This window comes from Streptomyces sp. NPDC045695 (genome assembly GCF_056432025.1).
In genome coordinates, this window is record NZ_JBWKJU010000005.1 from 246,662 (window position 1) to 267,863 (window position 21,202).

General features: G+C 72.3%; 18 protein-coding genes. 12 read left to right on the plus strand and 6 right to left on the minus strand.

The features are described from left to right. Positions 1-193: 193 nt before the first annotated feature. On the plus strand, positions 194-1,027 hold the full coding sequence (locus tag AC07DU_RS12125; protein ID WP_479110987.1) for a DUF2182 domain-containing protein: 834 nt from the start codon (positions 194-196) through the stop codon (positions 1,025-1,027). A 75-nt stretch (positions 1,028-1,102) separates the two neighbouring features. Here the strand turns inward: AC07DU_RS12125 and AC07DU_RS12130 are convergent, their stop codons facing one another. After that, the gene (locus tag AC07DU_RS12130; RefSeq protein WP_360888871.1) at positions 1,103-1,726 is read right to left on the minus strand and encodes a DUF1326 domain-containing protein; all 624 of its coding nucleotides are present in this window, start codon (positions 1,724-1,726) and stop codon (positions 1,103-1,105) included. Positions 1,727-2,365: 639 nt separating this feature from the next. Between AC07DU_RS12130 and AC07DU_RS12135 the strand changes: the two genes are divergently transcribed. The 3 genes from AC07DU_RS12135 to AC07DU_RS12145 are packed head-to-tail and all read left to right on the plus strand — an operon-like array spanning position 2,366 to position 6,297. Next, complete coding sequence (locus AC07DU_RS12135; protein ID WP_479110990.1) at positions 2,366-3,592, plus strand: hypothetical protein; 1,227 nt, start codon at positions 2,366-2,368, stop codon at positions 3,590-3,592. Between the two features lie 39 nt (positions 3,593-3,631). Continuing rightward, positions 3,632-5,791, plus strand: coding sequence for a tetratricopeptide repeat protein (locus AC07DU_RS12140; RefSeq protein ID WP_479027542.1), 2,160 nt, complete (start codon positions 3,632-3,634; stop codon positions 5,789-5,791). Positions 5,792-5,799: 8 nt separating this feature from the next. Next, positions 5,800-6,297, plus strand: coding sequence for a flavin reductase family protein (locus AC07DU_RS12145; RefSeq protein WP_360888862.1), 498 nt, complete (start codon positions 5,800-5,802; stop codon positions 6,295-6,297). On the opposite strand, the gene AC07DU_RS12150 is transcribed toward AC07DU_RS12145, so the two are convergent. Beyond that, on the minus strand, positions 6,294-7,232 hold the full coding sequence (locus AC07DU_RS12150; protein WP_479110992.1) for an AfsR/SARP family transcriptional regulator: 939 nt from the start codon (positions 7,230-7,232) through the stop codon (positions 6,294-6,296). The genes AC07DU_RS12145 and AC07DU_RS12150 overlap by 4 nt on opposite strands. Before the next feature lie 191 nt (positions 7,233-7,423). Here AC07DU_RS12150 and AC07DU_RS12155 point away from each other — a divergent pair, with 191 nt between their 5' ends. Further along, positions 7,424-9,070 (plus strand): phospholipase D family protein, encoded by a 1,647-nt coding sequence (locus AC07DU_RS12155; RefSeq protein ID WP_479110994.1) that lies wholly within the window; start codon positions 7,424-7,426, stop codon positions 9,068-9,070. A gap of 105 nt (positions 9,071-9,175) precedes the next feature. Next, a complete protein-coding gene (locus AC07DU_RS12160) occupies positions 9,176-10,621 on the plus strand; it encodes a glyceraldehyde-3-phosphate dehydrogenase (protein WP_360888854.1) in 1,446 nt (481 codons plus the stop codon). 78 nt (positions 10,622-10,699) lie between these two features. Here the strand turns inward: AC07DU_RS12160 and AC07DU_RS12165 are convergent, their stop codons facing one another. The 3 genes from AC07DU_RS12165 to AC07DU_RS12175 form a co-directional block, all read right to left on the minus strand. Continuing rightward, a complete protein-coding gene (locus AC07DU_RS12165; RefSeq protein ID WP_479110996.1) occupies positions 10,700-11,890 on the minus strand; it encodes an MFS transporter in 1,191 nt (396 codons plus the stop codon). Between the two features lie 9 nt (positions 11,891-11,899). Further along, a complete protein-coding gene (locus tag AC07DU_RS12170; RefSeq protein ID WP_479110998.1) occupies positions 11,900-12,934 on the minus strand; it encodes an NUDIX domain-containing protein in 1,035 nt (344 codons plus the stop codon). A 125-nt stretch (positions 12,935-13,059) separates the two neighbouring features. Beyond that, the gene (locus AC07DU_RS12175; RefSeq protein WP_479111000.1) at positions 13,060-13,683 is read right to left on the minus strand and encodes a LysE/ArgO family amino acid transporter; all 624 of its coding nucleotides are present in this window, start codon (positions 13,681-13,683) and stop codon (positions 13,060-13,062) included. A gap of 69 nt (positions 13,684-13,752) precedes the next feature. Between AC07DU_RS12175 and AC07DU_RS12180 the strand changes: the two genes are divergently transcribed. From AC07DU_RS12180 to AC07DU_RS12205, 6 genes are all read left to right on the plus strand, one after another. Continuing rightward, positions 13,753-14,742: a LysR family transcriptional regulator ArgP gene (locus tag AC07DU_RS12180; protein ID WP_479111002.1), complete on the plus strand. Its 990-nt coding sequence runs from the start codon at positions 13,753-13,755 to the stop codon at positions 14,740-14,742. A gap of 35 nt (positions 14,743-14,777) precedes the next feature. Beyond that, positions 14,778-15,170, plus strand: a complete 393-nt coding sequence (locus AC07DU_RS12185; protein ID WP_360888840.1) for a TOBE domain-containing protein — start codon at positions 14,778-14,780, stop codon at positions 15,168-15,170. 106 nt (positions 15,171-15,276) lie between these two features. Then, a complete protein-coding gene (corA, locus tag AC07DU_RS12190; protein WP_360888837.1) occupies positions 15,277-16,359 on the plus strand; it encodes a magnesium/cobalt transporter CorA in 1,083 nt (360 codons plus the stop codon). Between the two features lie 158 nt (positions 16,360-16,517). Then, complete coding sequence (locus AC07DU_RS12195; protein WP_479111155.1) at positions 16,518-17,354, plus strand: chitosanase; 837 nt, start codon at positions 16,518-16,520, stop codon at positions 17,352-17,354. 385 nt (positions 17,355-17,739) lie between these two features. Next, the gene (locus AC07DU_RS12200; RefSeq protein ID WP_479027525.1) at positions 17,740-18,093 is read left to right on the plus strand and encodes a DUF805 domain-containing protein; all 354 of its coding nucleotides are present in this window, start codon (positions 17,740-17,742) and stop codon (positions 18,091-18,093) included. 208 nt (positions 18,094-18,301) lie between these two features. Continuing rightward, on the plus strand, positions 18,302-20,521 hold the full coding sequence (locus tag AC07DU_RS12205; RefSeq protein WP_360888830.1) for an NADP-dependent isocitrate dehydrogenase: 2,220 nt from the start codon (positions 18,302-18,304) through the stop codon (positions 20,519-20,521). 136 nt (positions 20,522-20,657) lie between these two features. Here the strand turns inward: AC07DU_RS12205 and AC07DU_RS12210 are convergent, their stop codons facing one another. Further along, complete coding sequence (locus AC07DU_RS12210) at positions 20,658-21,125, minus strand: hypothetical protein (RefSeq protein ID WP_360888827.1); 468 nt, start codon at positions 21,123-21,125, stop codon at positions 20,658-20,660. Positions 21,126-21,202: the final 77 nt, after the last annotated feature.

A 21,202-nucleotide genomic window follows, 5' to 3' on the forward strand; every position in this document is an offset into this window, starting at 1 on the left:
CCCGAGCGTAGGTCCGGGGCCACGGGCGGGCGCGGTGAGCGTGTCCGGTCGGGGGACGTGGTCGGGGGAGGCCCCCGGACTGAGAGCCCGAGGGCCGGGAGCCCGTGACGGGGACGGCCGGCGCATCGCTGATCCGGGGATTGTGTGCTGAGCTGGAAATGTCCTCGGGCAACGGCGCCGCTGGGAGGCCGCCATGCCGCACGTTCATCTCGCCGCACCCGCGCCGACCCGGCCCGGAGTCCTTCTGCCCCGCAGGGATCTGGCGGTCGGCTGGGCGCTGATGGTGCTGATCGCCGTACTCGCGTGGGTGCTCACGATCGGCCAGGCCCGTCAGATGGGGATGGAGCCCGGGACCATGGGCCTGGCGCTGCCGCTCTTCCTGCTGCTGTGGGTGGTCATGATGGCGGCGATGATGCTCCCCTCGGTGGCGCCGGTCGCCCTCACCTGGGTCCGGGGGATCAGCCGCCGCGCGGCGGGCCCGGCCCGCGCCCTGCACGTCGCCGAGTTCGTCTGCGGGTACCTGCTGGCCTGGACCGGCTTCGGGCTGCTCGCGTACGGCGCCCTGGCGCTGACCGGGCACCTGGTGGAGGGCGATCCGGACGTCGGCCGCTGGATCGGGGCCGGCGCCTTCCTGCTCGCGGGGCTGCACCAGTTCGGGCCGCTGAAGCGGGTCTGCCTGCGGCACTGCCGCAATCCGATGTTCCAGCTGCTGCGGTACTCGCGGTTCCGGCCGTGGGCGAAGGACCTGCGGGTCGGCGCGCATCACGGGCTGTACTGCGTCGGCTGCTGCTGGGGGCTGATGATCGTCCTGATCCCGCTCGGCGTGATGAACGTGGCGGCCATGGCGGCCGTGGCCGTAGTGATCTTCCTGGAGAAGCTGTGGTGGCGGGGCCCCTGGCTCACCTGGGCCGTCGGGATCGCCTTCCTCGTCCTGGCGGCTCTCGCCCCCTTCCATGACTGGCTGCTGCCGGGACTGGAGAACGCTCACCCGATGGAGGAGATGGGCGAGATGACGGGCCCGTTCTGACGGGATGACGGGCCCGTTCTAACGAGATGGCGGGCCCGTTCCGAGCGGAGGACTCGTCGCCGCCCCCAGGGCGCGTCACCCGCGCCCGATCGGCGCGCCCTCGGCCTGCTCGCTGGAGAAGGCGTACTGGGACTCCTCCCCGTACACCGGCTCGAAGGACAGGCCGAAGGCACTCGAGGTGCCGGTCGTACGCCCCAGGGTGAACTCGGGGGCGAATCCGAACATCGCGTTCTTCAGCGTCGTAGACCCGCCGTCGGGGCCGCGAAGGGGCTCGAACGCGAGCTCGGTCCTGCCGCCGACGCTGAGCCGGGGGTTCTCCCCGTCCGTCAGGGAGACGCTCGCCCGTTCTATCCCCAGGAACTCTCCGTAGAACTGCGACAACTCGCCGAACGCACCGCCTTCGCGTCCGGACAGGATGCGCTCCAGCGCATCGACCTGCTCGTCGCTGGCCCCCTCGTCGACGACGATGCCGACCTTCCAGTTCCCGGCCGTCAGGTGGGAGGGGAAGTGGTTGTAGAAGGCGAACGTCACGCCGGACAGGTCGATGTCGTCCAGGCGCCCGTCCGCCACGTGGAAGGCGGCGCAGCCGAGGCATTCCTCGCGTCCTTGCGGATCGTGCGGCATGGCGTCGACGGCGCATCCGCAGACCATCGCGCATGAGCAACCAGCCAGGTAGTTGCCCGAGATGCTCCAAGTCATGACTGCTCCCGCTCGCTGGATGGGTTCCGCCGTCCGGTGGTGCGGACGGCGCCTGCGTCGGGCGCGGCGGGCGGGGAGCGCGCGGAGCGTGCGGACCGCAGGGCGGGCACGGGGACGGGCATGGGTGCGGGCACTGACGGGCCAGCGGCGGCGCACGCCCCGCTGCCCGGGTCGGGGACCCGCGTCCGGTGCGTCCGGCGCGATGGCAGCGTACATATCCGACTCCCTCCTGCGGACGCTTGCGGTCCGAGGAGGTGACCCTTCCCTTTCAAGGCTAGGCGCGCCCGTCAAGGCTGTACAGGGTCGTCCCCGCGCCCCGGACGCCCGCCGGCGCCACCCCGCCACGGCCCCGCCGGCCCCCCGCCGGATCCTGTGAAGGTTGTTTGGCGGAGATTTGGAGAAGCTATGGCGGCCCTCCGCAGGATGGAACTCGTCCAAGCCCACCCGTGAAGGAGGTGCAGAGAGATGAAGAAGATCCAGATCCGTAAGGCCGGCCCCGTCCGCCTCACGTCTTCCGCCTGTCAGGTCTACCCGAACCCCGCCTGATCGCGCATCGGGTGAGTTCGTCCATGGGCACCCCCGGCCTCGGCCGGGGGTGCCCACGGGACCCGGGCGCCGACACGAGACGGAGCACCCTCCATGGCGGACCAAGGCATCCGCGGTTTTGACGACACCCCCTTGGCGCTCCACCCGCTGGTCTACGTGGAGGACGGCGGCGAGGTCACCATCGGCCGGCGGGACACCGACTCCTACGCGATCTTCCCCCCGGACGGCGCCGAGCTGGTGCGCCGCCTCCAGGAGGGCGCGACCCCCGCGCAGGCCGCCGACTGGTACGAGCAGGCCTACGGCGAGCGCGCCGACGTCGCGGACGTCGTCGAGGCCCTGCGCGAGCTCGGCTTCGTACGGGACGGGGACGACGAGCCGGCCGGACCACCGGAGCCGGTGCGCTGGCAGCGGGTCGGCCGGGCGGTGTTCTCTCCCGCCGCATGGGTCTGCTACGCAGCGATCACGGCCTGGGCCGTGGTGCTCGTGGTGCGGACCCCCGACCTCGTTCCGGTACCGGGCGACCTGTTGTTCAGCGACTACTACTCCCTGATCAACCTGGTCCTGCTGGTCGTCGCCGTGCCCCTCATCGCGATCCACGAGATCTTCCACGCGCTGGCCGGCCGCCGCCTCGGCATCCGCTCGCGCACGAGGATGTCGTACCGCTTCTACTTCCTGGTGGTGGAGACCTCCCTGGACGGGCTGGTCGCGGTGGAGCGCCGCAAGCGGTACCTGCCGATCGTGGCCGGCATGGTCGCCGACGTGGTCCTGATCAGCCTGGTGATCATCCTCGCCTCCCTCACGGGAGGTCCCGGCGGATCGAGCACCCTGGTCGGCCGGGTGTGCCTGGCCGTGGCCTTCGCCGCCCTGATCCGGCTGCTGTGGCAGTTCTTCCTCTATCTGCGGACCGACGTCTACGTGCTGGTCAACACCGTGCTGGGCTGCGTCGACCTGCACACCACGTCCGTCCGCCTGCTGCGCAACCGGTTCAACAGGCTGCTGCGGCGCCCCGGCCGGCTGGTCGACGAGTCACTGATGCACCCGGTCGACCTGCGGGTGGGGCGCTGGTACTCCTGGCTGATCCTGGTGGGCTACACCCTCAGCCTGAGCACCTTCCTGCTCGGCCTGGGCCCGGTCTTCCTGCAGATGATCAGGTCCTCGCTGGACCGGTTCGGCGACGGCCACGACGCGAGCCTGCTGCAGCTCCTGGACGCCGTCCTCTTCCTCGCGCTGACCTTCACGCAGGTCGGCCTCGCCCTCGGGCTCGCCGTCAGGGAGCGCGTCCGCAGTCGGCGCTCCCGGCTCCATCACGTCATCGCCTGACGGGAAACCCCCGACGGCCTTCCTGTGAAAGGCAGGTCCATGAGCGGCCACTACTGGATCTCCGCGCCGCACCGCCGCGAGCGCGACCGGCTACGGGCCGGCCTCGAACTGCCTCCCCTGCTCGCGTCCGTGGACGCGCACCGCCGGCTGCGCGGTCCCTACACCGCCGCCGGCACGCTGCTGCGGCTCGTCGCCCCGGACGTGCTGCGCGCCGACCCGGCGCTCGCGCGGCGGCACTACATCGAACTCCAGCAGAGCACACCGGAGCTGGCCCCCCTGGTGCCGCCGATCGTGCGACGTCTGGAGCAGCAGTCCGCGGTCGGGGAAGTCAGCCGCTATCCGGCGCGGCTGCACTCCCTGCGGGTCGCGCACGGCCTCGTGGACTTCCTGCTCTCCGCGCTGGCCGGCACCGACGGCGCCGGACCGCGCACCCTGGTCGTGGAGAACGTCCAGCACGCCGACGTCACCGACCAGGAGTTCCTCGCGGCCGCCCTGCGCCGCATACCCCCCGAGCTGCTCACGCTCGTCGTGTGCTCCGCGACGGGGGAACTGCTCGACCCGCCGGGCACGCCCTCCGTCTCCCTCCCCGCCGCCCTGGCCGCGCACGCGACCAGGCTCACCGGCCGGCCTGAGCCGGACGCGGCGCAGGACGCGGCGGCGGACGCCGACGCGGCGCGGCCGAACGCGCAGGATCCCGCCGGTCTCCTGCGGGCGGCCCGGAGCTTCGTGGACGGCGACGGTGTCGACGACGACCCGCTGACGGTCGCCGCGTACGAGGGGCTCCCGGCCGCCGAGCGGGCCGCCCTGCACGACCGGCGGGCCGCGGAGCTGGCCGAGCGGGCCGAGGAGCGCGAACCGTCCTTGCGGCTGGGAGCACTGCCGTACCACCTGATGCGCGGCAGCGACCCCGACGGGGCCGGTGTGGAGGCGCTGCGCGAGGCCCTGCTGCGCTGCAAGTACCTGGGCTTCTACCACGCCGCGGTCGAACTGGGCGACGAGGGCCGCCGGTCGGTGGACCCGGCGCGGCGCCCCGAACTGTGGTGGATCTTCATCCGCGAGACGGGCGTGTGCCTGGCGGCGGCCGGCCGGCCCGACGAGTCGGCGGTCCTCCAGCAGGAGGCCCGGACGGCCTCGCTCGATCCGGCGCACCACATGAAACTCGCCTACGAGATCGGGATGCTGTACGCCCGGCACTACCCGGAGGAGCGCCGCGACCCCGGCCTGGCCCGCGCCTGGGTGAACACGGCCATCGCGATCGCGGACCTGCTGCCCGACCCCAAGGAGCGGAGCTTCTACTCCGTGTTCAACCGCAACGGGCTCGCCCTGGTGGAGGTGCGCGACGGCCGCCCGGACGAGGCCTTGCGGCTGCTCGACGAGGGCATCGAACGGCTGGACCGCGAACTGGGCCTGGGCGAGCGGACCTGGCACCGGGTGGGGCTGCGCTACAACCGCGCCCAGGTCAACGCCATGAGCGGGCGGCTGGAGGACGCCCTGGAGGACTACGCCGAGATCATGGACGCGGACGACGACTTCGCCGACCACTTCTTCAACCGGGGCAACATCCTGCGCAAACTGGGCCGCCTCGAAGAGGCCATCGCCGACTACGAGCGGGCGCTCGGCCTGGAACCGCCGTTCCCCGAGGCGTACTACAACCGGGGCGACGCCCGGCTGGAACTCGGCGACGCGCAGGGCGCCTTGGCCGACTTCGACCGGACCCTGGAGCTCGAACCGGGGCACCTGGAGGCGCTGGTGAACCGCGGCGGCCTGCTGGCCGACCTCGGTGAGACGAAGGCCGCCCTGGCGGACGCCGCGGCCGGTCTGGCGCTCGCCCCCGACCACGCGCACCTCCTGTGCCTGCGCGGACGGCTGCTGGCCGAGGACGGCCGCGCCGAGGAGGCCGCGGCCGCCGTCGCGGCGGCGCTGCGCAGCGACCCGAAGCTGGCGGAAGCCTGGGCCGTCAAGGGCGAACTGGCTTATTTAAACGGGGACTTGAGCACCGCCGCGGCCGATTTCGACCGGGCGGTGGAGCTGTCCGACCGGGCCGAGTTCCGCTTCAACCGCGCCATGGTGCACGAAGCGGCGGGCCGCTTCCGGCAGGCTGCCGCGGACTTCGACGCGGTGCTCGTGGCCACCGGGGACCCCGATGCGCTGAGCCACCGCGACTCCTGCCGGACCGCGGCCGACCGCGCCGGCGCCTAGGCGGTCCGATGGCCCTGCGGCAGCAGCAGACGGAGTCGGCCGGGCAGTTCACCGAGGCCATGGCCCGTTTGGTGTCGGGGGTGGCGGTGGTGTCCGCACGGCGCGCCGACGGGCGCCCGTGCGGACTGCTGGTGTCGTCGGTCTGCTCGTACAGCGTGGATCCGCCGTCCGTCCTGGTGGCGCTGGCGCGCAGCTCGCGGACCTACCGCAGCATGGACGCCCGGGCGGGCACGGCCTTCGGGGTGCACCTGCTGGGTGCCTCGGACGGCCCGCTCGCCCAGGTCTTCGCGGGCGGCGCGGCGGACAAGTTCGCCGACGTGCTGTGGGACTGGGACGCGGGGGTGCCCCGGCTGTCCGGGGTGCCGGTCTACCTCAGCTGCCGGGTCGCCGCGTCGTTCCCGCACGGGGACCACGTGATCATGGTGGGCGAGGTGTCACACTGCGCCATCGCCGAGGGCGAGCCGATGGTGTACTTCCGCCGCGACCTCGGCTGGCGCCTCACCTAGGCCGTCTGGGCCGTCTGGGCCGTCTGGGCCGTCTCGCCGGCGGGGCCCGCCGGGCGCGGGGGAGCGCTGTCGGTGCGACATCGCTCGTGGCCCGCCTGGACGGGGCGGGTTCCGGCGAACAGCGCCCGCTGCGCGGCCTGGAGGGCGGGGCCCGGCTCGATGCCGGTGTTCTCGACGACGGTACGGCGGGCCCGCGTGTACGCGTCCAGGGCCTCGGCCCGCCGGCCGGTGTCGGCCAGCGCCGTCATCAGCTGCGCGTGGAACTCCTCGCGCAGCGGATGCCGGGCGCACAGCTCCTCCAGCTCACCGGTCACCTCGCGGGCCCGCCCCCCGCAGATGTCCGCGCCGATGCGGTCGTGGACGAGGGCGAGGCGCTCCTCCTCCAGCCGTACGCCGTAGTACGCGGGCAGGCAGGCCTGGTCCAGGTCCCCCAGCGGCCTGCCCCGCCACAGCGCCAGCGCGGACCGGAAGACCTCACCCGCCGCGGCGCAGTCCCCGGCGGACAGCAGCCGGCGGCCGAACGCGGCCTCCAGCCGGAAGCAGTCCAGGTCCAGCTCACCGGGCCCCACGTGCAGCAGGTAGCCCGATCCCGCGGTGCGCAGCACCGGATGACGGCGCGCGTCGCCGCCGTCGCGACTGTGGCCCGGGTCGAGGATCCGGCGCAGCCCGGACACGTACATCTGCAGCGTCGCCACCGCGGATCTGGGCGGGTGCCCGTCCCACAGCTCCTCGACCAGCATGTCCACGGAGGACGGCCGGTTGGCGTGCAGCAGCAGAAGTGCGAGCAGGGCCCGGCGCTTGAGCGCCGTCGGTGTGCGCGGCAGGCCGCCCCGGCGTATCTCCACCGGACCGAGGATCAGATACGTCGGGCCGTCGGCCGGCTCGCCGCCGCGGACGGCGCCACCCGCCCAGGTTCTCGCGCGTTGTGCCAGCAATGCCCTGCCACCCCCCATAGGGGCGCCGCCCCGGCGCCCGGTCCGTCTCATGCCACGCGCATAGGTTCGGGCCTCACCGGCGTCCTGTCATGGGGGCCGAATCAGCCATCCTGCGCCCTCAGGCCCGAGGACGGGCCCCGGCGCGGGCCCGGGGCTAACCTGAGGGGGAGCGCCGCTGGAGGTGCGATGCCGTGACGCACGCCGACTGGCTCCTGGTACGGGGCGAACGCGGCAACCCCGCGACCCGCCTGGACGAACGACGTCCGGACGGACGGGCCTGGTCCGAGGGCAACCAGGTGTCGTACCTCGTCCACGGCGCCGCCTACTTCAAGGAGCTCCTGGCGGCCGTCCGCGCGATGCGCGCGGGCGACCTGCTCCTGTTCACCGACTGGCGCGGAGATCCCGACGAGCGGCTCGACGGCCCCGGCACGGAGATCGGCGCCGTCCTGTGCGCGGCGGCGGAGCGGGGCGTCCGCGTCAAGGGGCTGCTGTGGCGCTCCCACCTGGACCGCCTCAACTACAGTCTGGGCGAGAACCTCCGCTTCGAGCAGGAGATCGCGGCGGCCGGCGGCGAGTGCCTCCTCGACATGCGGGTGCGGCCCGGCGGCTCCCACCACCAGAAGCTGGTGGTGCTGCGTCATGACGGGCGCGCGGAACGGGACGTCGCCTACGTGGGCGGAATCGACCTCTGCCACAACCGCAACGACGACGCCGCGCACCGCGGCGACCGCCAGTCGCTGCCGCTGGCCCCCGGCTACGGGCCGAACCCTCCGTGGCACGACGTCCAGCTCGCCCTGCGCGGGCCCGTCGTCGGCGACATCGAGGCCGTCTTCCGCGAGCGGTGGGAGGACCCGGCGCCCCTGAGCCGCAGCCCGCTCACCCGGCTGCGGGAGCTGCTGCACCGCGAGGACGTCCACGCGGACGGCCTGCCCGCGCAGGCAGCCGATCCGGCACCCCGCGGGACGCACACCGTACAAGTGCTGCGGACCTATCCGAACCGTCTGCTGTCCGGCTACCCCTTCGCCCCCGACGGCGAGCGCAGCATCGCCCGCGGGTACCTCAAGGCGCTGCGGCGGGCCCGGGTGCTGATCTACCTGGAGGACCAGTACCTGTGGTCCCCGCGCGTCGTCGAGTGCTTCGCCCGGGCGCTGCGCACGCACGAGCGGCTGCGGCTGGTCGGCGTCATCCCCTCGGTCCCGGAGCAGGACGGCCGGCTGACCCGGCCCATGAACCTGATCGGGCGCATCACGGCCCTGGACGCGCTGCGCCGGGCCGGCGGCGACCGGGTCGCGGTGTACGGCCTGGAGAACCGCGCCGGAACCCCCGTCTACGTGCATGCCAAGGTGTGCGTGATCGACGACGTGTGGGCCACCGTGGGGTCCGACAACATCAACCTCCGCTCGTGGACGCACGATTCGGAGCTGAGCTGCGTGGTGTACGACGAGAATCCGGACCCCCGGCGGCCGGCCGACCCGGGAGGCCTCGGCGACGGCGCGCGCGCCTTCGCCCGGCAGCTGCGCCTGGACCTCATGCGGGAGCACCTCGATGCCGTTGCCGTTGCCGATGCCGGAGCCGAGACCGGGGCCGCGGCGGGGGAGCCGGCGCAGGACGCGCTGTGCGATCCCGTGGCCGCCTTCGACGCCTTCGCGGAGGCCGCCGCCGGACTGGACGCCTGGTACGCGGGCGGCTGCCGCGGGCCACGGCCGCCGGGCCGGCTGCGCCGCTACGAGCCACCGGACCTGCCCGTGACCCAGCGCGCGCTCGCGACCCCACTGAACCGCGTCCTGATCGATCCGGACGGCCGGCCGCTGAGGCTGCGCCGCCGCAATGCGTTCTGAACCGGCACATATGAGCACCCCCTGTCTCGGGTGCCGGTACCGGCTCAGTGGCCGCAGGAGGGGCGGGTTAGCATATGAGCACCGCCTAGCTCGAAAGATAATCCTGTGACTGTCAATGAGGACTCGTTCACCAGCTGGAAGCACCGCGAGGAGATCGCGGAGTCGATGATCCCGATCATCGGGAAGCTGCACCGGGAGCAGGACGTCACCGTCCTCCTCCACAGCCGCTCCCTGGTGAACAAGTCGGTGGTCAGCATCCTCAAGACCCACCGATTCGCACGGCAGATCGACGGTGAGGAGCTCTCGGTCACCGAGACGCTGCCGTTCCTGCAGGCTCTCACCACCCTCGATCTCGGCCCGTCCCAGATCGACATCGGCATGCTCGCCGCGACGTACAAGAACGACGACCGCGGCCTGTCGGTGGCGGAGTTCACCGCCGGCGCCGTCGCCGGCGCCACCGGCGCCAACAAGGTCGAGCGCCGCGAGGGCCGCGACGTCGTCCTCTACGGCTTCGGCCGCATCGGCCGCCTCGTCGCCCGCCTGCTCATCGAGAAGGCCGGCTCCGGCAACGGTCTGCGCCTGCGCGCCATCGTGGTCCGCCAGGGCGGCGACCAGGACATCGTCAAGCGCGCCTCGCTGCTGCGCCGCGACTCGATCCACGGCCAGTTCCAGGGCACCATCACCGTGGACGAGGCGACGAACACGATCGTCGCCAACGGCAACGCGATCAAGGTGATCTACGCGAACGACCCGTCCGAGGTCGACTACACCGCGTACGGCATCAAGGACGCCATCCTCATCGACAACACGGGCAAGTGGCGCGACCGCGAGGGCCTCTCCAAGCACCTGCGCCCCGGGATCGACAAGGTCGTCCTGACCGCCCCGGGCAAGGGCGACGTCCCGAACATCGTCCACGGCGTCAACCACGACACCATCAAGCCGGACGAGCAGATCCTCTCCTGCGCGTCCTGCACCACCAACGCGATCGTCCCGCCGCTGAAGGCGATGGACGACGAATACGGTGTGCTGCGCGGCCACGTGGAGACCGTCCACTCGTTCACGAACGACCAGAACCTGCTGGACAACTACCACAAGGCCGACCGTCGCGGCCGCTCCGCGCCGCTCAACATGGTCATCACCGAGACCGGCGCCGCCTCCGCGGTCGCCAAGGCGCTGCCCGACCTCAAGGCGCCCATCACCGGCAGCTCGATCCGTGTCCCGGTGCCGGACGTCTCGATCGCGATCCTCAGCCTGCGGCTCGGCCGCGAGACCACCCGCGAAGAGGTCCTGGACTACCTCCGCAACGTGTCGCTGAACTCGCCGCTGAAGCGCCAGATCGACTTCACCACCGCTCCCGACGCCGTCTCGATGGACTTCGTCGGCTCGCGCCACGCGTCGATCGTCGACGCCGGAGCCACCAAGGTCGACGGCGACAACGCCATCCTCTACCTGTGGTACGACAACGAGTTCGGCTACTCCTGCCAGGTCATCCGTGTCGTCCAGCACGTGTCCGGTGTCGAGTACCCGACCTACCCGGTTCCGGCGGTCTGATCCCCGCGGACCGCATGACGGTGACGGCCGCCCCGCCCCCGAGCACGCGCTCGGGGGCGGGGCGCCGTCGTTCCCGGCTCAGGCGCCGGCCCGTACCGGCCGCCGCAGCAGGTAGCCGGCCGCGGTCAGGACCAGGACGGCCATACAGGCGATGAACACCAGCCCCGCGCCCTCCAGGCCGATCGGGTCCGCCAGGACCCCGACGCCGATCACCGGCACCGAGATGCCCGCGTAGGCCACCACGAAGAGCGTCGAGATCACCGCCGCGCGCCGGTCCGGGGGAGACGCCCCGGCCACCGCGGACAGGGCTCCGCGAAACGCCAGCCCCTGTCCGGCCCCGCCGACGAGCGCGCTCGCCACCACCAGCGGCAGCAGGTCCCACCGCAGCGCGCCCGCGAGCAGCGCCAGCCCGGCCAGCAGCCCGAAGCAGCCCAGCGGTAGCGAGCGCCCCACCCCGATCCGGCCGACCGCCAGCTGCCCCGCGGTCGAGGCGAAGAAGGCCAGCGCGACGACCAGCCCGCTCACGGCGCGGTTGTGCACGTCCAGGGACTGCGCGAGGAAGGACGGGCTGACCGACGTGAACACCCCGAACAGGGCGAAGCCGACGAACGAGGCGATCGCGGCGGGCCCGAACACCGAGCGCACCTGCGGGGGCAGACCCGGCCGCTGCGGACGCACGGTGCTCAGTGGCCGCCGCCGCTCCACGGTCTCGGGGAGCCCCAGCAGCACGGCGGTGGATCCGGCCACCAGGGCGAGGTGCACGACGAAGGTCAGGTAGAGGGGCCAGGCGGCGTACTGCGCGAGGACCCCGGCCAGCAGCGGACCGCAGCCCAGCCCGCCCATGTTGGCGGCCGTCGCCACGAACGTGGCCCGGGAGGCGTCGCCCGGGGGCGCCAGCTCCATCACGTACGCCGTGGCGGCGCCGGTCAGCAGCCCGGCGGACAGCCCCGACAGCAACCGCCCGGCGTACAGCCAGCCCAGCCCGGTGGCGCACAGGAAGCAGACGGCGCTCGCCGCGGCGAAGCCCAGGCCCGCCAGCACCACCGGGCGCCTGCCCACGGCGTCCGAGGCGTTGCCCGCGAGCAGCAGTACGCCGATCACCCCGAAGGCGTAGACGGCGTACACGACGGTGACCACCAGCTCGGAGAACCCGAACTTCTCCTGGTAGAGGCCGTAGAGGGGGGTGGGCAGGGTGGTGCCGGCCATGCATACGGCGAAGACCGTCCCGCCGAGCAAGCACTGGCGCCACCTTCGGCGATCACCGTCCATGCCGCGACGTTAACCCCGGCCCGCGTGGAGTTCCACCGGGCCGCCGCCCGTCGCGCGGACGGTGAGGCAGGCGGTGATCTGGCGCCGCAGAGCGGGTTTGACCAGGGCGGGGAGCTCCTCCGGGGCGACGGTGCGCCATTGGAGGAGCTCGGTGCGGTCCAGCCGGATCCGGGCGAGCGTGGCGGCGTCGAGGACGCCGCCGTCGTACAGGAAACGGATGCGGGCCGGACGGCCCGGCTTGTGGGACCAGTTCACGGCGAGGAGGCGGCCCGGGGCGAGGTCGAGGCCGAGCTCCTCGTGGACCTCCCGCCGGGCGGCGCCGCGCGGGGTCTCGCCGAGGTCGCTGTCGATGCCGCCGCCGGGCAGGTGCCAGCGGTCGGTCCTGCCGTACGCGGGCTGGACCAGCAGGACTCCGCCGTCGGCGGCGGTGAACACCACGCTCGCGGCGGTCACGGCCTTGGGGCGGTTGGCCCGGTGGCTGGCCGCGTCGAGGGCGCCCGCGTGCTCCAGCGCGGAGCGCCGGGCAGGGTCGAGGCCGGCGGGGGATCCGGGGTGGGGCACCCCGTCGACGAGGTGGGCGAAGGAGCCGGTGTGCAGGGCGGCCAGCGCGGCGCGCAGCCGGGGTGCGACACGCGCGGGCAGGACCGCGCAGGCCTCGTCCGGCCGCAGCCAGCGCGCCTCGGTGATCTCGCCGTCGGGGAACGAGATCGCCGCGGCCTCCTGCGGCGACAGCGGGCCGACGAGGTGGAGGTGCACGACCAGGGAGCGGCCGAGCGGGCCGGGCGGCCGGGAATCCACCGCGAGCAGCCGCCCCACCGGCAGCCGCAGGTCGAGCTCCTCCGCCAGCTCGCGGGCCAGCCCCTCCTCCGGGGTCTCGGTGTCCTCGACCGTGCCGCCCGGCAGCTCCAGGTCCGGCTTGTACGAGGTGGTCAGTACGAGGACCCGCCCCCGGGTGTCCAGGACGATCCCGGTGGCGGCCACCAGCGGGGCCGGCTGAGCGGCGTAGTACGCGCGCACCTCGTCGGGGGAGGGGCGGTGGGGCACGGAGGTCTCCTGGGGTCGGGGCGCCGGCGCGAGCACCGTGCCGGGCTGCCGACGCTACTGGCGCGCGCGGCCCCAGGACCTCAGGCGCGGGCCGCGAGGAGCCGCGCGCGTGCGGCCCGAAGACCTCAGGCGCGGGCCACGAGGAGTCCGCCCATGGTGACCATCGTCGCCGCGACGAGCCCGTCCAGGACCCGCCAGGCCGAGGGGCGGGCCAGGAGGCCGCTCAGCGCCCGGGCCCCGTAGCCCAGGGCGCCGAACCAGGCCAGGCTGGCCAGCCCGGCTCCGACGCCGAAGGCCCAGCGCAGGTCGCCGCGGTCGGCGGCGAGGGAGCCGACGAGCAGGACGGTGTCCAGGTAGACGTGCGGGTTGAGCCAGGTCATGGCCAGGCAGGTCAGCACGGCCCGGCGGGCGGAGCCGGGGGCCGCGCCCCCGGTGGTGAGGGCGGCGGCCGGGTCGGGCCGCAGCACCCGGCGGGCGGCGAGGACGCTGTAGCAGATCAGGAATCCGCCCCCGGCCAGGGCGACCAGGGTCAGGGCGGCGGGCCACGCGGTGACGAAGGCGCCCACCCCCGCCACGCCGAGCGCGATCAGCACCGCATCGGAGACCGCGCAGATCGCCACCACGGCGAGGACGGCGTGGCGACGGGCTCCCTGCCGCAGCACGAAGGCGTTCTGCGCGCCGATGGCGACGATGAGGGAGAGTCCGGTGCCGAAGCCGGCGAGGGCCGCCGTGATGATGCCGTGTGTCATGCCTCCGACCGTAGGCAGCGGAGGTTGTTCAGTACAGCTAAAGGTTTTTACGTACCATTAACTTTCGTGATGGACGAGCTTCCCCTGGACCAGGTACGGACCCTGCTGGCGGTGGTCGACGAAGGCACCTTCGACGCGGCCGCCGCGGCCCTGCACGTGACCCCCTCCGCCGTCAGCCAGCGGGTCAAGGCACTGGAGCAGCGCACGGGGCGGGTGCTGCTGATGCGGACGAAGCCGGTACGGGCGACGGCGTCGGGGGAGGTCGTGGTCCGGTTCGCCCGGCAGCTGGCCCGGCTGGAGCGGGACGCGCGGGCCGAGCTGGGGATGGCCGAGGGGACGGGGCCGGTCCGGCTGCCGATCGCGGTGAACGCGGACTCCCTGGCCACCTGGTTCCTGCCGGCGCTGACCCGGGTGCCGCAGGACCCGCCGGTCTGCATCGAGCTGCACCGCGAGGACGAGTCGCACACCACGGCCCTGCTGCGGGAGGGGCAGGTGATGGCGGCGGTGACCTCCTCGCCGGACCCGGTGGCGGGGTGCAGCGTACGGATGCTGGGGCTGGCGCGGTACCTGCCGACGGCGAGCCCCGCTTTCGCGGCCCGCTACCTGACGGGGGAGCTGGAGCGGGACCTGCGCGCGGCGCCGACGATCGTCTTCGACCGCAAGGACGACCTCCAGGACGCGTTCGTACGGTCGCTGGCGCGGGACGCGGCGGGCGGGGAACGGGGCGCGGCGGCCGGGGCGGGGCCGGTGCGGCACTACGTACCAACGTCGGAGGGGTTCCGCGACGCGGTGGTCGCGGGGCTGGGGTGGGGAGTGGTGCCCGAGCAGCAGGCGGAGCCGCTGGTGCGCTCGGGGAGGCTGGTGCTGCTGGCGCCCCGCCGTCCGCTGGACGTGCCGCTGTACTGGCAGCAGTGGAAGCTGGACTCGCCGGCCCTGTCGACGGTGGCGCGAGTGATCGCGGCGGCGGCCGCGGAGGCGCTGCGGGCCCCTGCACCCGGTGGTCCCCCGGGGGCCGCCCCCGATGCGGGGGACACCCTCCGCGCGCGGGGCGGCGCCTAGGGAGTGGGTGTCTTGCACCCCCTAAGCTGCGGGCCATGGAGTCCTACACCATCGGCCAGGCGGCGCGGCTGCTCGGCGTCAGCGTCGACACCGCCCGCCGCTGGGCCGACGCCGAACGGTTCCCCACCCGCCGGGAAGGCGCGCGGCGGATGGTGGACGGGCCCGACCTGGCCGCGTTCTGCGTCGAGGTCGCGCAGGAGGGCGCCGAGGGCGAGGAGGCCCCGTACACCTCGGCGCGCAACGCCTTCCCCGGGATCGTCACCGGGGTCAAACTGGGCACGGTCGACGCGCAGGTGGACATCCAGGCGGGGCCGCACCGCATCGTGTCCCTGCTCACGCGGGAGGCGGTGGAGGAGCTCGGACTGGTGGTGGGCGCGCGGGCCACGGCGCGGGTGAAGTCGACGAGCGTGTTCATCGACCGGGCCTGAGCCGGGCTTGAGCCGGTTTGGAGCCGGGCTTGAGCCGGTTCGGGGGCGACCCGGCGGCGATGGCAGACTGGCCGGCGATCCACCGAAAGGGAATACGCCGTTGTCCATGTTCAGCAGCCTTCGCCGGGCCGTGCGCCGCGGCTACCGGCGCGCCGTCGACCTCAGCCACCCGGCCCGTTCCCCCCTCGGCAGCGCGGTGGTCAACTGTGTGGTCTACCGGGAGGGCGTACGGCAGGCCGACTGCGCGGAGGTCGAGGACGCGCTGCGCCGGGTCCGCAAGGCGGGCGACGGTTTCGTCTGGATCGGCCTCCACGAGCCGGACGCCTCCGAGCTCGCCGGGCTCGCCGCCCTGTTCGACCTGCACCCGCTCGCCGTCGAGGACGCCGTGCACGCGCACCAGCGTCCCAAGGTGGAGCGTTACGACGACACGCTGTTCTCCGTCTTCAAGACCGTGCGCTACGTGGAGCACGAGGAGCTGACCGCGACCAGCGAGGTGGTGGAGACCGGCGAGCTGATGGCCTTCACCGGCGACGACTTCGTCATCACCATCCGGCACGGCGGCCGCGGCACCCTCGGCCCGGTCCGCGAGGAGCTGGAAGCGGCACCGGACCAACTGGCCAAGGGACCCGCGGCGGTTCTGCACGCCATCGCCGACCACGTGGTCGACGACTACACGGCCGTGACGGACGCCGTGCAGAACGACATCGACGCCGTCGAGACCGCGGTGTTCAGCGAGGCGGGCGGCCGCGGCGACGCCGGCCGGATCTACCAGCTCAAGCGCGAACTCCTGGAACTGCGCCGGGCGGTGGCCCCGCTGAGCCGCCCGCTGCAGCAGCTGGCCACGCAGCCGATACCGGTCATCCCGCCGGAGATCCGCGCGTACTTCCGGGACGTGGCCGATCACTTGACGCGGGCCACCGATCAGATAGGCGCCTACGACAACCTCCTGGACTCCATCCTCCAGGCCCATCTCGCGCAGGTGACCGTCGCGCAGAACGAGGACATGCGGAAGATCACGGCCTGGGCGGCGATCGTGGCCGTACCGACCATGGTGTGCGGGGTCTACGGCATGAACTTCGACCACATGCCGGAACTGCACTGGACGTACGGCTATCCGCTCGTCCTCGGGATCATGGCGGTGGCCTGCTTCGTCATCCACCGCGGCTTCCGGCGCAACGGCTGGCTCTGACCCCGCGACCAACGGCCTGACGTCCGCCAACACTTGACGCCCCATTCCGTGCGGGCGCGGGTCTTGAGCTGCCGTGAACTCTGGTAGTAAAGTTTCCTAACGACATCGGGACGCCTCAACTACCCCACGGAGGCCTTGTGTTCGCCCCCCACCGCACGATGCTGTCGATCGGCGGCGCCCTGCTCGGCAGCGCGCTCCTCGCCGTACCCGTCACCGCCCACGCCGCCGCCGACGCCGGCTCCGCCCCCGCCGCGCAGACGGCGACGGCGACGGTGGCGGCAGCGGCCGTCGGGCTCGACGATCCGGCGAAGAAGGAAATCGCCATGAAGATCGTCTCCAGCGCGGAGAACTCCTCGCTGGACTGGAAGGCCCAGTACAAGTACATCGAGGACATAGACGACGGCCGCGGCTACACGGCCGGCATCATCGGCTTCTGTTCCGGCACCGGCGACATGCTCGACCTCGTCGAGTACTACACCCAGGTCAAGCCCGGCAACGTCCTCGCCAAGTACCTCCCGGCCCTGCGCAAGGTCGACGGCACCGACTCGCACGCCGGTCTCGACCCGAACTTCACCAGGGACTGGGCGAAGGCGGCCCAGGACGCGGAGTTCAGGAAGGCCCAGGACCACGAGCGCGACCGGGTCTACTTCAACCCGGCGGTCAAGCAGGGCAAGGCCGACGGGATCGGCGTGCTCGGCCAGTTCATGTACTACGACGCCATCGTCATGCACGGCGACGGCACCGACTCCACGAGCTTCCGCAGCATCCGCAAGCGCGCGCTCTCCAAGGCCAAGCCCCCGTCCCAGGGCGGCAACGAGACCGCCTACCTCCACGCCTTCCTCGACGCCCGGGTCTGGGCGATGAAGCAGGAGGAGGCGCACAGCGACACCAGCCGCGTGGACACCGCGCAGCGGGTCTTCCTCAAGAAGGGCAACCTGAACCTCAACACGCCCCTCGACTGGAAGGTGTACGGGGACTCCTTCCACATCGGCTGACGACCGATCGGCTGACGACCGCGCGGCGGGACCGAGCGGCTGACGACCGATCGGCTGACGACCGCGCGGCGGCCCGGGACGGGATCCCTTTCCGTCCCGGGCCGAACTGCTGGTGCGGCGCCCGCGCATCGCGGTGCGGTAACGATATGGGCGGCCGTCGAACACGGCTCGGGCGGTAGTGCGTGCGAATGTGGCGTGGACGATACGGACTTCCGGGGACACTGCGCCGTTTCCGCGACCCCAGGTAAGGATCCCGTCACAGGTTCGTCACTCGTGGCCATTTCCCGGCCCCGTGAAGTGGCTTGACCCCGGCATAAGGGGGGCATAAGTTCTGCCCCGGCCCGTTCCAGAAGGCCGGACCCACGTACGTTCCCTGGGGGGACACATGCACTACTACACCGACGTTCTCAAGAAGTACGCCGACTTCTCCGGCCGCGCGCGCCGCCAGGAGTACTGGATGTTCTTCCTGTTCAACCTGGCCGCGCTGATCGTCGTCGCGATCCTGGACAACGTGATCGGCACCTACCCGGTGCTCTACCTGATCTACGCCGTGGCCGTCTTCCTCCCGGGCCTGGCGGTCGGCGTCCGCCGTCTGCACGACACCGGCAAGTCCGGCTGGTGGATGCTCATCAGCTTCGTGCCCCTCATCGGTGGCATCTGGCTCATCGTCCTGATGGCGACCGAGGGCCACGCGCAGCCGAACCAGTACGGCCCGAACCCCAAGGCCCTCCAGGCCTGACGAGCCACGCGCACGCGCACACCTGGGCGCCGCCACCGACGGAACACGTCGGCGGTGGCGCCCTCGCCGTTCCGGGGCCCGGGGCCCGCGTGACGCGCATCTCCCCGACCTCGCGCCAGGGGGCTGTCCAGACCAGCCCGATCACGAGATATCTTGATGTCGAGCAATGTTGCAGACGAGAGACGCAGACTGTGGAGCGGAGCATCCGGTGACTGACTCGACCATCATCTACACGCACACTGACGAGGCCCCGGCCCTCGCGACGTATTCGTTCCTGCCTGTCATCCAGGCATACGCGTCGACGGCCGGTGTGAATGTCGAGACCCGTGACATCTCCCTGGCCGGTCGGATCATCGCCAGCTTCCCGGAGTACCTCCAGGAGAGCCAGCGGATCGCCGACGCGCTGGCCGAGCTCGGCCAGCTGGCGAAGACGCCGGAAGCCAACATCATCAAGCTGCCCAACGTCTCGGCCTCCATCCCGCAGCTCAAGGCCGCGGTCGCCGAGCTCCAGGGCCAGGGCTACGCCCTCCCGGACTACCCGGACGACCCGAAGTCCGACGAGGAGCGCGACATCCGCGCCCGCTACGACAAGATCAAGGGCAGCGCCGTCAACCCGGTCCTGCGCGAGGGCAACTCCGACCGCCGCGCCCCCGCCTCGGTCAAGAACTACGCGAAGACGCACCCCCACCGCATGGGCGCCTGGACCCCCGAGTCCAAGACGAACGTCGCCACCATGGGTGAGAACGACTTCCGCTCCACCGAGAAGTCCACCGTGATCGCCGAGGCCGGCACCCTGCGCATCGAGCACGTGGCCGCCGACGGCGCCACCACCGTGCTGCGCGAGTCCGTACCGGTCCTCGCCGGCGAGGTCGTCGACGCGTCCGTCATGCACGTCGACGCGCTGCGCACCTTCCTCAACGACCAGATCGAGCGTGCCAAGGCCGAGGACGTCCTGTTCTCCGTGCACCTCAAGGCCACGATGATGAAGGTCTCCGACCCGATCGTCTTCGGCCACGTGGTCCGCGCCTTCCTCCCGAAGACCTTCGCCCGTTACGGCGAGACCCTCGCCGCCGCCGGCCTGTCGCCCAACGACGGCCTCGGCGCCATCCTGAACGGTCTGGGCGCGCTGCCCGAGGGCGACGCGATCAAGGCCTCCATCGACGCCGAGATCGCCGAGGGCCCGGCCCTCGCGATGGTCGACTCCGACAAGGGCATCACCAACCTGCACGTGCCGTCCGACGTCATCGTCGACGCGTCCATGCCGGCCATGATCCGCACCTCCGGCCACATGTGGGGCCCCGACGGCAACGAGGCCGACACCCTCGCCGTCCTCCCGGACAGCAGCTACGCCGGTGTCTACCAGGTCGTCGTCGACGACTGCCGCGCGCACGGCGCCTTCGACCCGTCCACGATGGGCTCGGTGCCGAACGTCGGCCTCATGGCCCAGAAGGCCGAGGAGTACGGCAGCCACGACAAGACCTTCGAGATCGCCGCCGCGGGCACCGTCCGCGTCGTCGACGCCGACGGCAACACGGTCCTGGAGCAGGAGGTCGCCAAGGGTGACATCTTCCGCGCCTGCCAGACCAAGGACCTGCCGATCCAGGACTGGGTCAAGCTCGCCGTCACCCGCGCCCGCGCGACCGGCAACCCGGCCGTCTTCTGGCTGGACGAGGGCCGCGCCCACGACGCGCAGCTGATCGCCAAGGTCAAGACGTACCTGGCCGACCACGACACCGAGGGCCTGGACATCAAGATCCTCTCCCCGGTCGAGGCCACAGCCTTCTCCCTGGAGCGCATCCGCCGCGGCGAGGACACCATCTCGGTGACCGGCAACGTGCTGCGCGACTACCTGACCGACCTCTTCCCGATCCTGGAGCTGGGCACCAGCGCCAAGATGCTGTCGGTCGTCCCGCTGATGAACGGCGGCGGCCTCTTCGAGACGGGCGCCGGCGGCTCCGCCCCGAAGCACGTCCAGCAGCTGGTCAAGGAGAACTACCTGCGCTGGGACTCGCTCGGCGAGTTCTTCGCGCTCGCGGCCTCCTTCGAGCACCTCGCGACCACCACCGGCAACGCCCGCGCCCAGGTGCTGGCCGACACCCTGGACCGCGCGACCGGCACCTTCCTCAACGAGGACAAGTCGCCGAGCCGCAAGCTGGGCGGCATCGACAACCGCGGCAGCCACTTCTACCTCGCCCTGTACTGGGCGCAGGAGCTGTCCCGGCAGATCGACGACCCGAAGCTGGCCGCGGCCTTCGACCCGCTCGCCAAGACCCTCGCCGAGCAGGAGCAGACCATCGTCTCCGAGCTCATCGCGGTGCAGGGCTCCCCGGCCGACATCGGCGGCTACTACCAGCCCGACCCGGCCAAGGCCGCGGCGGTCATGCGCCCGTCCGCGACCTTCAACCAGGCGCTCGCGACCCTCGGCTGATCTCTGTAGCCGCACGCGCGTCTCGCTGACGTGCTCCGCCCCGGCCGGCTTCCCGCCCGTCGGGGCGGACCCGTATCCGGGGCGCGCGGCGCGTCTCGTCCAGGGCGTAGACGGCGTAGACGGCGTGGACGTCGTATCAGAGCCGGTGGATCAGCTCCTGCTCGAACGCCAGGGGGGTCCGCCCGGAGGCCAGGATCCGCAGGCCCGGGGCGACCGCCAGCAGTTTGCGCAGCCACGCCAGGGCGTCCGGGCCGAGCTGCTCGGCGCCGTCGAGGACGAGGAGCATGTCCCGTTCGGCCAGCCAGGAGGCGGCGTTCGCCGTCCCGCAGGGCGTGCGGGGCGCGGACGGTAAGGAGTCCAGCTCGGCCGTCAGTTCGCGGACACCGTAGCCGCCGTGCAGCGGGTCCATGGCGACGACGGCCACCCCGTCGTAGAAGTTGGACGCGAGCCGTCGTGCGATCTCCCGCACCAGCAGGCTCCGGGGCTCGCGGAAGCCTCCCGCCACGGTCAGGACCCGTCCGCGCCGGACGGCGGTGAGCAGGCAGGACATCTCCGCGGACGTCGCCGGCAGTGTCGCGGTGGACCCGTGTTCCCCCATCGGCACGATGCCCCCCATTGCATGCGTGACCACGTGCGGCAAGAGGGTTGATTCCGCCGCGTGTCGACGATTATGCGCCACCT